This window comes from Shigella sp. FJ200513 (genome assembly GCF_040495915.1).
Taxonomy (GTDB): domain Bacteria; phylum Pseudomonadota; class Gammaproteobacteria; order Enterobacterales; family Enterobacteriaceae; genus ECMA0423.
Map to the genome: position 1 here is coordinate 1 of NZ_JBDYCV010000097.1, position 13,351 is coordinate 13,351.

Annotated in this window: 11 protein-coding genes, 1 tRNA gene and 3 pseudogenes; 10 read left to right on the top strand and 5 right to left on the bottom strand. The window is 52.3% G+C overall.

What is annotated here, in order from left to right:
- Positions 1-177: 177 nt before the first annotated feature.
- From tagK to ABZJ92_RS17055, 6 genes and pseudogenes are all read left to right on the top strand, one after another.
- A pseudogene (gene tagK / locus ABZJ92_RS17030) lies at positions 178-1,092 on the top strand (type VI secretion system-associated protein TagK).
- Positions 1,079-1,909 (top strand): annotated as a pseudogene (locus ABZJ92_RS17035) (type VI secretion system accessory protein TagJ). Before tagK ends, ABZJ92_RS17035 begins: the two co-directional pseudogenes overlap by 14 nt.
- On the top strand, positions 1,906-2,400 hold the full coding sequence (gene tssE, locus ABZJ92_RS17040) for a type VI secretion system baseplate subunit TssE (protein WP_001276640.1): 495 nt from the start codon (positions 1,906-1,908) through the stop codon (positions 2,398-2,400). The pseudogene ABZJ92_RS17035 and the gene tssE overlap by 4 nt, the downstream one beginning before the upstream one ends.
- 15 nt (positions 2,401-2,415) lie before the next feature.
- The gene (gene tssF / locus ABZJ92_RS17045; protein WP_000371478.1) at positions 2,416-4,299 is read left to right on the top strand and encodes a type VI secretion system baseplate subunit TssF; all 1,884 of its coding nucleotides are present in this window, start codon (positions 2,416-2,418) and stop codon (positions 4,297-4,299) included.
- Positions 4,296-4,855: pseudogene (gene tssG, locus ABZJ92_RS17050) on the top strand (type VI secretion system baseplate subunit TssG); the annotation flags it as partial. The gene tssF and the pseudogene tssG, both read left to right, overlap by 4 nt.
- Positions 4,856-4,868: 13 nt before the next feature.
- Positions 4,869-5,915, top strand: coding sequence for a type VI secretion system protein TssA (locus tag ABZJ92_RS17055; RefSeq protein ID WP_000402248.1), 1,047 nt, complete (start codon positions 4,869-4,871; stop codon positions 5,913-5,915).
- 130 nt (positions 5,916-6,045) lie between these two features.
- Here ABZJ92_RS17055 and ABZJ92_RS17060 read toward each other — a convergent pair.
- A tRNA-Asp gene (locus ABZJ92_RS17060) sits at positions 6,046-6,122 on the bottom strand.
- A gap of 132 nt (positions 6,123-6,254) precedes the next feature.
- Positions 6,255-6,986, bottom strand: coding sequence for a DNA polymerase III subunit epsilon (dnaQ, locus tag ABZJ92_RS17065; protein ID WP_001366128.1), 732 nt, complete (start codon positions 6,984-6,986; stop codon positions 6,255-6,257).
- A 64-nt stretch (positions 6,987-7,050) separates the two neighbouring features.
- Between dnaQ and rnhA the strand changes: the two genes are divergently transcribed.
- Positions 7,051-7,518, top strand: coding sequence for a ribonuclease HI (rnhA, locus tag ABZJ92_RS17070; protein ID WP_000917883.1), 468 nt, complete (start codon positions 7,051-7,053; stop codon positions 7,516-7,518).
- On the opposite strand, the gene ABZJ92_RS17075 is transcribed toward rnhA, so the two are convergent.
- A complete protein-coding gene (locus tag ABZJ92_RS17075; protein ID WP_005060310.1) occupies positions 7,515-8,237 on the bottom strand; it encodes a class I SAM-dependent methyltransferase in 723 nt (240 codons plus the stop codon). The genes rnhA and ABZJ92_RS17075 overlap by 4 nt on opposite strands.
- 33 nt (positions 8,238-8,270) lie before the next feature.
- Between ABZJ92_RS17075 and gloB the strand changes: the two genes are divergently transcribed.
- Together gloB and mltD are read left to right on the top strand one after the other, a co-directional pair.
- Entirely contained in the window at positions 8,271-9,026 is a 756-nt protein-coding gene (gene gloB, locus ABZJ92_RS17080; protein WP_001052754.1) for a hydroxyacylglutathione hydrolase, read from the top strand.
- 71 nt (positions 9,027-9,097) lie between these two features.
- Positions 9,098-10,444: a murein transglycosylase D gene (gene mltD, locus ABZJ92_RS17085; protein WP_000644679.1), complete on the top strand. Its 1,347-nt coding sequence runs from the start codon at positions 9,098-9,100 to the stop codon at positions 10,442-10,444.
- A gap of 47 nt (positions 10,445-10,491) precedes the next feature.
- Here the strand turns inward: mltD and ABZJ92_RS17090 are convergent, their stop codons facing one another.
- Positions 10,492-11,262, bottom strand: a complete 771-nt coding sequence (locus tag ABZJ92_RS17090) for a class I SAM-dependent methyltransferase (RefSeq protein WP_000211683.1) — start codon at positions 11,260-11,262, stop codon at positions 10,492-10,494.
- Positions 11,263-11,339: 77 nt separating this feature from the next.
- The gene (locus ABZJ92_RS17095; RefSeq protein ID WP_001230983.1) at positions 11,340-12,140 is read right to left on the bottom strand and encodes an endonuclease/exonuclease/phosphatase family protein; all 801 of its coding nucleotides are present in this window, start codon (positions 12,138-12,140) and stop codon (positions 11,340-11,342) included.
- Positions 12,141-12,380: 240 nt separating this feature from the next.
- Here ABZJ92_RS17095 and yafC point away from each other — a divergent pair, with 240 nt between their 5' ends.
- The gene (gene yafC, locus ABZJ92_RS17100; protein WP_000648578.1) at positions 12,381-13,295 is read left to right on the top strand and encodes a DNA-binding transcriptional regulator YafC; all 915 of its coding nucleotides are present in this window, start codon (positions 12,381-12,383) and stop codon (positions 13,293-13,295) included.
- The last annotated feature ends 56 nt before the right edge of the window (positions 13,296-13,351 follow it).

Consider the following 13,351-nt stretch of genomic DNA (forward strand, 5'->3'; position numbering starts at 1 on the left):
TCAAAGCTCTGCTGAACAATTGCGATCTTTTCCTGTGTGGTACGCCGTCTGCGTTTCTCCGGCCCTAAGACATCAATAATCTGTTCTCCAATGACAAGTCTAAAAACTAGTATTAAGACTATCACTTAAATAAGTGATACTGGTTGTCTGGAGATTCAGGGGGCCAGTCTATACACAATGAAACCAAATATTACGTGGGGACTCCAAAAAATACAGGCGCACGGGATCGCCGATAACACAATTTACGCGACTGAAGGAACACAAATTATCTTCACCGTTACCTCTCCCTGGATTCCTGTTTTTAAGGTGAATGATGATGTAAAGATTGCCCTCACTCTGACCCGCCACGAAGAAGCATGGTGGATTATCAATCAGTCTACCGAATATTGCTGTACGGTAAACGACCAGATTGTGGAACCTCATCACCGTATGCGTCTGAATGAAGGCGACCTGATAGAATGGGGGTTATCTTCATAGTGCCTTGTACATGGCAATCCATCATCTCCGAACCTGAGCACAGTAAAAACGATATCGCAGACTGCCATCACGTCGGAAGCAATAACCGAATATCTGGATCTGGATTGGTTCAGGCAGCAGCATCTGACATCACAAAATCCATTCGATATCATTCCTGTTCATGGAGCCTCCTCCACCGGAGAAGGTGCGGAAAAAGGAAATGCCCTGACCCGACTTTATCAGGAATACCGCGAGGCGTTGTTATCTCCCGAACAAGATCTTAATCGCCATGCTGATCCTTTTCCTTTTAACGAAGAGCCCTCCTCGCAGGATCTGGATTCATTGCGTGACCTGGTCACCGAAGCCGAGACATTGCAGGATATGGTCACTGGTGGGTTAAGCATTGACGCTATTCTCAATGTACTGGATGCCACTGGCGAAGATGAAACTATCTGGCCTGTCGAAAAGACTCCCCCTGATATCCTGCATTTACTTTCCCCGGAATACGCCCCGGAAACAGCGCATAACACCGTACTGCCAGATCTGACACGGAAAGAGCATCGCATCATTGGCATTGACAGCCATTACCGGATAAACCCGGCACAACATGGAGAGATATATCATGACAAACAATAACGAGCTACCGATTACCTTGTCGGCGCTGCTGCGGGATTATTCCGTGGTGGAGGGCATTCAGATGGCAGAGCAACAGGTCAGGATGCACCCAGCGCAGGCCTCCCGCCGCCACAGCCTGTTTCAGTTATTGTGCGTGGCAGGCGACTGGTCGCGGGCACTGCAACAGATCCAGCTATGCGCCCGGATGGACGCAAATTATACTCGCGAAGCGCAGGTATTTGGCGAGCTGATCCGCTGTGAGATATACCGCCACGCCTGCTTTCAGGGCGAACAGCGGCCCGGTGTTATTCTCCCGCCGCCCGCCTGGATGGAGGATCTGCTGACCGCCCTCGCCTGTAACGCCCGTGGTGAAGCGCAGGAAGCTGATGCTCACCGCAGCCGCGCGCTTGAGGCCATAACAGACACTTCCGGGCAGTGGAATGGCGGCGCATTTGACTGGATTAGCGACAGCGACTCCCGTACCGGTCCGGTACTCGAACTGATCGCGGGCGGAGCATATATCTGGCTGCCGTTTTCACAAATCTGTTCGCTGAAATCGCCGCGGCCTGCGCATCTGATCGATTTGATCTGGAAACCCGTCAACGTCACCCTGAACAATGGCGATACACACAGTGCCTAGCTGTTTCCCCGCTACAGCGGCTCTGAAAAGGCTGCCGACTCCCTGCGTCTGTGCCGGGAAACGGTCTGGCAGGACGGTCCGGGAGAGACACTGGTACAGGCGCTGGGTCAGAGGGTGTGGCTCACCGGTCACGGCGATATCAGCCTGCTGGATTTGTCCACCTGTACCTTTAACACCGCTGAAGGAAGCGACGCGTGAGCGCTTCCCGCCAGCGTCCAGGCAATCACCTGCTGCCCACGCTGTTTGACCGCCTGTGTGACGACGCCCCAAACCAGAAACGCGACCACGGTATCAGCGTCAGTCCGGTTCAGATTAAGGAGATCATCCGCCGGGATTTGTCATTTCTGCTCAACACCGTCAGCCATGAAGATGATATTGATGCTGCACGTTATCCGTACGCGGCAGCGTCCGTACTTAACTACGGCCTGCCGCCACTGGCGGGCAGCTTTCTGTATGAGCACAAGTGGGACGATATCCGCAGGGCCATTTTGCGAACCATCACCCGGTTTGAACCCCGGCTGAAAGCGTCCACTCTGCAAATCATCCCACTTCAGGATGAGCGCCGCCAGAGTGGCCATAACACATTACAGTTTGAAATTCGCGGCGAGATCCTCACGCAGCCGTATCCGACTGCATTCCGGGTACGTAGCGCGCTGGATATGGAGCAGAGTCGCATTACGTTTTTTTAATTCAGAGAGAGACCGATGGATCCACGGCTACTGGAATACTACAACCGCGAACTGAGCTATCTGCGGGAAACGGGAGCCGAATTTGCCGCCCGTCATCCCAAAGTCGCCGCCCGGCTGGGCATGCAGGGAACGGATATTGCCGATCCGTATGTAGAGCGAATGGTCGAGGCCTTCAGCTTCCTGACCGCCCGCACGCAGCTAAAAATTGACGCTGAATTCCCCCGTTTCACCCAGCGCCTGCTGGAAGTGGTCAGCCCCAATTACGTCACACCCACGCCCTCAATGAGCGTGGCGCAGTTGCATCCCGATACGGAAGAAGGCGATCTGGCGAAAGGATTTACCGTCCCGCGCGACACAGCCTTTTTCTCCGCCATTCCGGAAGGCGAAAGCACTGCCTGCCAGTTTCGCAGCAGCCAGGATGTAACGCTGTGGCCGCTCGCCATCGAAGAGGCGCGACTGACCGCCGCGCCACCGGATATGCCTGCCCTGCACCGCTACCTGCCGGCCAACATTCACGTCGCCGGGGCGCTGCGTATTACCCTGCGCACCTTTGGTGAACTAACGTTCAGTCAGCTTGCCGGACTGGACAGGCTGCCGTTTTATCTCTGCGGCGAGGAGCGTACGGCCTCACACCTGTTAGAACTTCTACATACCAGCGCCATCGCGCCCCTGGCTGGCATTCCGGGGCATTTTGACGGCGCGCTGGATGTGAATCTGCAACAGCCCGTTATGTACGAAGGCCTGGAGCCGGATCAGGGGCTGCTGCCGCTGGCGTGGAACGTGTTTCACGGTCATAACCTGCTGCATGAATATTTTGCCTGTCCGGAACGCTTCTATTTTTTCACCCCGACAGGCCTGTCTGCCGGATTACAGAAAATTGACGGTGGCGTGGCGGAGATTGTTATCCTGCTGAACCGCCTGCCGCCGGACTGGCTGATCCACCAGACAAATGCGGCACAGTTCAGCCTGTTCTGTACCCCGGTTATCAACCTGTTTCCCCGCGTCACCGCCCGGATCGATGTCACGCACAGCACGACGGAACAGCATCTGGTGGTGGACAGAACCCATCCGCTGGATTATGAGGTGTTCTCGGTCCAGGAAGTGGAAGGGCTGGAAACCGACACCACACGGAAGATGGCCTTTCGCCCGCTCTACCACACCCGCAATAATGATGAAGGCAATCACGGACGTTATTTTTCCCTGCGCCGGGAGCCCCGCCGCTTATCAGAAAACGCCCGCCGTTACGGCACCCGTACCCCCTATACGGGCTCGGAAGTGTTCCTGTCGCTGGTTGACCAGTATGAAGCGCCGTACCCGGAAAATCTGCGCCACATCACCATCACGGCCATGGTCACTAACCGCGATCTGCCCTGTCTTATTGCCCGCAATGGCCGGGACGATCTAACCGTGGATGCAGCCATCCCGGTGGCGGGCGTAGGGCTTATCCGCCCGCCACGCTCGCCGCAGCCCCCGATGGCTGAACGTGAGATGGCATGGCGGTTGATCCGCCAGTTATCTTTTAATTATCTGCCGCTGGCCGATCTGGATCACCGTACCGGCGGCCAGGCGTTGCGAGATCTGCTGAACCTGTTTATTCCTGCTCATGACAGTCCGCAATCGCGCCAGGTGCGCAGCCTGATTGGTTGTAAAACGACCCCGGTCACCCGCCGTCTGCCCGGTTCCGGACTACTGGTCTATGGGCGTGGCGTCAGTTGTGAACTGACGGTGGATGAAGAAGGTTTTTCCGGCATCAGTCCGTATCTGTTCGGCCTGGTGCTGGAACACTATATCGCCCGCCATGTTTCCATTAATACCTTCTCGCAGATGACGCTGCACAGCATGCAGCGCGGCAAAATTATGACCTGGCCTGTCAGGGCGGGACAGCGGGGAAGCGTATGAGCAACGATTTCACTCAGGCGCAGGCCCCCCCCTGGCGTTACGGTTTTCTGAACCTGATGCGCCGCGTGGATGTGCAGTTGTGTACCGTTCCGGCGGGCAACACCTGGCAACCACGGATGGAAAAATTTCGCCTCGGACAAACGCCCGCGCTGACCTTTGCGCCACGAGAAATCGCCAGTGTGGGCTGGCAGGAAGGGCGCCTGCACATCAGTCTGTACAGCCTCGTGCTGTGGGGGCCGAACGGTCCACTGCCGCTGCACTACACCGAACTGGCGCGTAACCGGACTGAAAGCCGACGCTGACCCGTTTTTCTGATCTTTTTCATCACCGCTGGCTGACGCAGTTTTACCAGGCATGGCGCAGCGCCCAGTCCGCTGGGGGCGGTCTGGATAAACCGCAACATGACCGCTTTGCCTTTTATGTCGCCAGCCTCAGCGGGCAGGATTTGCGGGAGAGCGCTGACAGCCCGTTGCCAGATCACGCTCGTCTGGCGGCATCGGCCCATCTGGTGCGTGAGTCCAGCAATCCGGACGGTCTGGCCACCACGCTGGCGCACTGAGGATAATTAAATGGAAATATTCCTGTCTGACCCAATTTCGGCGGAATGCCCCTGCGGCCCGGATCTGGAGTACGATCCGGAATACCTGCTGCTGTTCACCCGCGCCGCACCGCGTGAAGAAGCGCAATATGGCGATTTTGTCAGTACGCCGGAAAACATTAACTGGGCGGAGCTTGAGCGGGACGCCCATCGTCTGCTGATGCGCAGCAAAGATATCCGCATTCTGGTTGTCCTGCTGCGCTGCCGTATCCAGCAGGCCGGTGCCAGGGGACTGTCGGAGGCGCTCACGCTGCTGGAAACGTTGTGCTCCACGTACCCGGACGCCATCCATCCTCAACTGCTCGCGACTGAAGATATCACCGCCGAAGATGCTGCGGTGGCACGCAGTAACGCGCTGGCGGCGTTGCTGGACCACGAAGGTGTAATGGCGGATATTCGTGGCATTACACTGTCAAATAATGCTGCCATGCGCCTTCAGGTGCGGGATGTGGAGCGTTCGCTATCTGCATTACGCCCGGCGGATGCGCTGGCACCAGAATCGGTACGCCAGCAACTGGCAGACCTGGAAGCGCGCGGCACACTGCCGCTGGATGCCTTTCGCCAGGCAGCAGAGACCACTGAGCGGCTGCAACGCCATGCGCGTGAAACGCTGAATGACCAGGCACCGGACTTCTCCCGTCTGACGCAACTGCTGGCCCTGTTACCGGGAGCAGTGCAGAGCACCACGCCGGAGATCCTGCCACAACCACAGGCTGAGCAGCCGGAAAACGCCACCATCGTTCATACTGAACAGATGCAGGCAGAGCAGATTGCGCTACCGGTGCATATCGCGGAGGAAATATCACCGATGACCGGCGCAGAACCCCGGCAGATCCGCGACCGAAACGACGCGCTGGAACGCCTGCGTGTCATCCGTCGCTGGTTTGAGCACAGCGAACCGAGCAGCCCGACCATTCCTTTGCTGCGCCAGGCAGAACGCCTGGTCGGAAAACGCGTCTCGGAGGTAATAAATGAAATTCCAGTAGAACTGCTGGAGAAATGGGATGCGCTGGAGTAACAGAAGTGGCCAGAATTTATAATGTCTGGCCATTTTTTAAATCATATCCGTTTTACTTCGGAGTGAAAAATTCTCACTTCACCAAAACGACGAAAGCCCGAATCATTACTGATTCGGGCTTTCTGAATATTGGCGGAACGGACGGGACTCGAACCCGCGACCCCCTGCGTGACAGGCAGGTATTCTAACCGACTGAACTACCGCTCCGCGTTGTGTTCCGTTGGGAACGAGGCGAATATTACGGATTGCCTCGACCTTCGTCAACGATTTTTCTCATCTTTTGAATCGTTTGCTGCAAAAATCGCCCAAGTCGCTATTTTTAGCGCCTTTTACATGTATTTATGCCCGCCAGAGGCAGCTTCCGCCTTTTTTCTGCACCAGATCGAGACGGGCTTCATGTGCTGCCAGCTCTTCATCTGTCGCAAAAACAACGCGTAACTTACTTGCCTGACGTACAATGCGCTGAATTGTTGCTTCACCTTGTTGCTGCTGTGTCTCTCCTTCCATCGCAAAAGCCATCGACGTTTGACCACCGGTCATCGCCAGATAAACTTCCGCAAGGATCTGGGCATCGAGTAATGCCCCGTGCAGCGTTCGTTTACTGTTATCTATTTCGTAGCGGGCACATAGCGCATCGAGGCTGTTGCGTTTACCGGGAAACATTTTCCTCGCCACCGCAAGGCTATCGGTGACCTTACAGAAGGTATTGGTCTTCGGAATATCGCGCTTAAGCAACGAAAACTCGTAGTCCATAAAGCCTATATCGAACGCTGCGTTATGGATCACCAACTCCGCGCCGCGGATATAGTCCATAAACTCATCGGCTACTTCGGCAAACGTGGGCTTATCGAGCAAAAATTCATCAGCAATACCATGTACGCCAAAGGCTTCCGGATCCACCAGCCGATCGGGTTTGAGATAAACATGGAAGTTATTGCCCGTCAGGCGACGGTTCACTACTTCAACAGCACCAATCTCAATGATCTTGTGGCCTTCATAGTGTGCACCAATCTGGTTCATACCGGTGGTTTCGGTATCGAGAACGATCTGGCGTGTAATTGCAGTGCTCATAGCGGTCATTTATGTCAGACTTGTCGTTTTACAGTTCGATTCAATTACAGGAAGTCTACCAGAGATGCTTAAACAGGTAGAAATTTTCACCGATGGTTCGTGTCTGGGTAATCCTGGACCTGGGGGTTACGGCGCTATTTTACGCTATCGCGGACGCGAGAAAACCTTTAGCGCAGGCTACACCCGCACCACCAACAACCGTATGGAGTTGATGGCCGCTATTGTCGCGCTGGAGGCGTTAAAAGAACATTGCGAAGTCATTTTGAGTACCGACAGCCAGTATGTCCGCCAGGGTATCACCCAGTGGATCCATAACTGGAAAAAACGTGGCTGGAAAACAGCAGACAAAAAACCAGTAAAAAATGTCGATCTCTGGCAACGTCTTGATGCTGCATTGGGGCAGCATCAAATCAAATGGGAATGGGTTAAAGGCCATGCCGGACACCCGGAAAACGAACGCTGTGATGAACTGGCTCGTGCCGCGGCGATGAATCCCACACTGGAAGATACGGGCTACCAAGTCGAAGTTTAAGCCTGTGGTTTACGACATTGCCGGGTGGCTCCAACCGCCTGGCGAATTCGTGGCTTGTTTTTACTCTGTTTCATCGGATTTAGCGTTAAAGGAATAGTCCGTTTCCGGGCAACAATAAGTTGTAAGCAACCAAGCGCAGGAATATGCGCATTCAATAGTTTTCCTCCGTGTTTGTTCCACGGGAGAACGTGGAAACGGCTGGCGTGCAGCACTTCAAAATTCAACAAAGAGAGCCAGTCCAGTTGCCGCATCAGAGTAAACATCCGGCTATTATAGGGCGAGGTTTTGCGCAATACCGGCACAAGTTTGCGTAATCCCATTAAACTGATGGGGTTGAAGCCACTAATCACCAGCCAGCCATCATCAATCAGTACCCGATCGGCTTCACGTAATAAACGATGCGGATCGGTGCACCACGGCAAGGTATGTGCCAGTAGACAAATATCAACGGATTTATCGGCAAAAGGAAGATGAAGTGGATCCGCCTGCACCTGGACGGGCATTCCTTGCGCAGAAACATTCACTTGATGAGAAACCGCGCACGCTTCGCAATTGATTTCTGCGCTTAAATTGCCAATCTTAAGCAGATGAAAACCATACATTTTAGTGAACCACGGGTTGAGCTGGCGCTCCAGCGCCTTGCGATAAAGCTCTCCCCAGGGCAAATCGCCCCAGCAATCAGGAGCCACGACAGTTTGAGGGACTCTTGCCGGTTTCATCACAACCTTCCGTTTTACACTGAGAGGTAATCTATGAATCTTAACAGTATTCCCGCCTTTGATGACAATTACATCTGGGTTTTGAATGATGAGGCAGGTCGCTGCCTGATTGTCGATCCCGGAGACGCAGAGCCAGTATTAAACGCCATTACCGCCAATAACTGGCAACCGGAGGCCATATTTCTAACCCACCATCACCACGATCACGTTGGCGGCGTAAAAGAACTGGTGGAAAAGTTTCCGCAAATTGTAGTGTATGGTCCACAAGAGACACAAGATAAGGGAACAACACAGGTAGTCAAAGATGGCGAAACTGCCTTCGTTTTAGGGCATGAATTTAGTGTAATTACCACACCGGGTCACACTTTAGGACATATCTGTTACTTCAGTAAACCTTATCTATTTTGCGGCGACACGCTGTTTTCTGGTGGGTGTGGTCGGTTGTTTGAAGGGACAGCTTTACAAATGTATCAATCACTTAAAAAGCTAAGTGCGTTACCTGACGATACATTGGTATGTTGTGCTCATGAATATACGTTATCAAATATGAAGTTTGCTTTGAGTATTTTTCCGCACGATTTGTCCATAAATGATTATTATCGTAAAGTTAAGGAGTTACGGGCAAAAAATCAAATAACACTACCCGTAATTCTGAAAAATGAGCGGCAAATTAATGTTTTTTTAAGAACGGAAGATATTGATTTAATTAATGGAATTAATGAAGAAACATTATTGCAACAACCTGAAGAGCGTTTTGCATGGTTAAGGTCAAAGAAAGATAGGTTCTGATAAAACTTTCTTGTCATCGGCTCCGTTCGCCGTTATGATCGGTCGTCTTTTAAGCAACTATTGACACACACATGAAGGCAAAAGCGATATTACTCGCCTCTGTCCTGCTCGTGGGTTGCCAGAGTACCGGCAACGTTCAACAGCACGCACAGAGCCTTTCTGCAGCTGGTCAAGGGGAAGCAGCAAAGTTTACAAGTCAGGCACGATGGATGGACGATGGGACGTCTATCGCGCCAGATGGTGACTTGTGGGCTTTCATTGGCGACGAGCTAAAGATGGGAATTCCGGAAAATGACCGGATTCGCGAACAGAAACAGAAATATTTACGCAATAAGAGCTATCTCCACGATGTAACTTTACGGGCAGAGCCGTATATGTACTGGATAGCAGGGCAAGTTAAAAAACGTAACATGCCTATGGAACTGGTACTACTACCCATAGTGGAGAGCGCTTTTGATCCTCACGCAACGTCTGGCGCCAATGCCGCAGGCATCTGGCAGATCATTCCGAGCACGGGGCGCAATTATGGTTTGAAACAGACCCGCAATTATGACGCGCGTCGCGATGTTGTTGCTTCAACAACTGCCGCGCTGAATATGATGCAGCGTCTGAACAAAATGTTTGACGACGACTGGCTTCTGACCGTAGCGGCTTATAACAGCGGCGAAGGTCGGGTCATGAAGGCAATTAAAACGAACAAAGCGCGTGGGAAATCCACGGACTTCTGGTCGTTACCGTTGCCGCAGGAAACGAAGCAGTACGTGCCTAAAATGCTGGCATTGAGTGATATTCTCAAAAACAGCAAGCGTTATGGCGTACGTCTGCCAACGACCGATGAAAGCCGTGCTCTGGCGCGTGTGCACCTGAGTAGCCCGGTTGAAATGGCGAAGGTTGCAGATATGGCGGGGATTTCCGTCAGCAAGCTGAAGACATTCAACGCTGGCGTGAAAGGCTCCACGCTGGGCGCAAGTGGGCCGCAGTACGTGATGGTGCCAAAGAAGCATGCAGATCAACTGCGTGAATCTCTCGCTTCAGGCGAAATTGCTGCTGTACAGTCGACGCTGGTTGCCAACAATACGCCGCTTAACAGCCGTGTTTACACCGTACGCTCTGGCGACACGCTTTCAAGCATCGCTTCACGTCTCGGCGTAAGCACCAAAGATTTGCAGCAGTGGAACAAACTGCGCGGATCTAAGCTGAAGCCAGGCCAAAGTTTGACGATTGGTGCACAGCGACTGGCAAACAACAGCGATAGCATTACGTATCGTGTGCGCAAAGGCGATTCGCTTTCAAGCATTGCTAAACGCCACGGCGTGAACATCAAAGATGTGATGCGCTGGAACAGCGACACTGCGAATCTGCAACCAGGCGACAAGCTGACGTTGTTTGTGAAAAACAACAACATGCCAGATTCCTGACAAACCAGATAATAAAAAGGTACCGATTCCCCCGGTGCCTTTTTTATTTATGCCGCTTTATGTGCTTCTACCATGATGATATCACTGGTGAAAGAGCCGTCATTCTGCAAGGCAAAATACGTTCTCACCTCTGTCGATGCGCTCTGTTGGTAAATGCGAATAGCGTCTACTAACGCTTCTGGCGTACGCATTCTCGCGACCCATGAACAAAATTCCAGCGGTAACTTATCTGTAATTAAATTATCAACTATCAGATTGGCTTCATTGATTAACCTCAACCACTCACCGCTGGCGTAGTTTCGTACGTGAGAGGTATCGCGTAATGCTTCTACCGTCTGTAACCAGATGTCGCGCACTGGATGACCCGGAGACATTACGTCCATCACAATCATCCTACCGCCAGGTTTCAATATCCGGTTCACTTCACGCAGTGCTGCACCAACATCATGCCAGTGATGGGCAGAATAACGGCTGATAACAATATCAAATGCGTTATCGGCAAATGGCAGACTTTCGGCATATCCCTGGCGGGTGGTGATATTTTTCAGTTGCCGGGCTTCGGCAGCTTGTGCCACGACATCCAGCATTTGGGCAGATAAGTCATACGCCACCACCGCGCTCACGTTTTGCGCAGCAACAAAGCTGGCATGCCCTGCTCCGCAGCCCATATCAAGTGCACTTGCACCAGGATAATCAGCCAGACGCACCGCCAGGCGCTGTAAATCTCGTCCGGATGCATGTACGGTACTGGTCAGATATTCGCAGGCTTGAGAGCTAAACTGCTTTTCTACGTGGTCATGGTGGGATTGTGTTGTCATTGCGCTGTCCTTTTGTTGTTTGAGTATAAAAGGACAGCGCCAAACGTTGGTCTGCCCTGTGGCAGACCTGACATACCTTATTTATCAGGCTTGCCGGGACTGAATTCAACGAGTAGCGGATTGTGATCGGAAGCGCGCGTAACCAATACAGAAGCTTCGCTGACGTTCAGACCACGGTAGAAAACAAAATCGAGCGGGCGGCCAAACGCCCGACGGCGCTGATCATCGGTAAAACGCACCTGGCGCAGCGACATTTCCCGCGCAAAGCGATATAACGCGTTCATCCTTCTACGGCTCCAGGCATTGAAATCTCCCGCCATAATGACCGGGCCGCTGTGGTGAGCTATCTGATCACCAATAGGAAGTAACTGCTTACTATAGACATCCACGCCCAGACTGAAGTTGACGGCGTGTATATTAACCACCATCAACAGGCGGGTGTCAGGTAATGGATAGACCGTCACCAGTGCCGACTTCGCCAGACGCAAAATGGGTTCTCGTTCACGTAACGGGCAGCAATACACTGGATGCGCCGCCGAAAGGGTCATTACACCGGAAGGATGTTGTGGCAGCACGAAAGCGGGCACCTGATCGGCGGCAAGATAGTTAGCGGTCGCAAACTGTACTAACTCTGGCGTTGTCTGCGCTTCCTGCAATAACACCAGATGTGCATCTTTGCCGTAGTTCTTTAATACCGACAACCATTCAGCGCGTTGCTGTTTGTATATGTTCCACACCAGGATCCGAATACGCTCTTCGGTACTTAACGGTTCTCCAGGTGGTAATGCCTGGCCGATGCTCGCAAAAGACCCCGGCGGTAAGATCCTTTCCGCAGGTTGTCCGGCAACATAGCGCATGGCATAGGTGTTTTTTCGCACTTTTGACTTTGAAACCTCTATTACGTCAACCCTTCCGCACTCGGGAGGGTTCTACTGTTATAGGGATTTTAGCTCACTCTTTCAACGAGCAATTGTATATTGTTATGTAAGCAAGTGCTTACACCTGTCAGAAATTTGCTCATTATTGAGAACATTAAATCGGATGACATATCACGCATCCTGATGGTTTAATGACAAATAAATTCAAAATATCTCATCTATTTTGCAACAGGAGCAAAAATGAAAGCCACGTCGGAAGAACTCGCCATTTTTGTTTCGGTCGTCGAAAGCGGCAGCTTTAGCCGGGCAGCGGAACAATTAGGGCAAGCAAACTCAGCGGTAAGCCGGGCGGTGAAAAAGCTGGAAATGAAACTTGGCGTTAGCCTGCTTAATCGGACCACGCGGCAACTTAGCCTGACGGAAGAAGGCGAGCGTTATTTTCGTCGCGTACAGTCAATTTTGCAGGAGATGGCAGCGGCAGAATCAGAAATTATGGAGACGCGTAATACACCGCGTGGACTGTTACGGATCGATGCCGCAACTCCAGTGGTGCTGCACTTTCTGATGCCGTTAATTAAGCCTTTCCGTGAACGCTATCCGGAAGTCACTTTATCGCTAGTCTCCTCCGAAACGATTATTAATTTGATCGAAAGAAAAGTGGATGTCGCGATACGCGCTGGTACGTTAACGGACTCCAGCTTACGTGCCAGGCCGTTATTTAACAGTTATCGAAAAATTATCGCCTCCCCCGATTATATTTCCCGCTATGGGAAGCCAGAAACGATCGACGATTTAAAGCAACATGTTTGCCTGGGATTCACTGAACCCGCTTCCCTCAATACCTGGCCGATAGCCTGTAGTGATGGACAATTACATGAGGTGAAGTACGGTTTGTCATCCAATAGTGGGGAAACACTGAAACAGCTTTGCCTGAGTGGCAACGGGATTGCGTGTTTGTCCGACTACATGATCGACAAAGAAATCGCTCGCGGAGAATTGGTGGAGTTAATGGCAGATAAAGTGTTGCCAGTGGAAATGCCATTCAGTGCCGTCTATTACAGCGACCGTGCGGTAAGTACGCGCATCCGGGCTTTTATCGATTTCCTTAGCGAGCATGTAAAAACAGCTCCCGGAGGAGTAATGCCGATCAGTTAAGGATCAGTTGACCGATCCAGTGGCTGTGTAAGAATCCGGAAACGCTCACTTGTTTC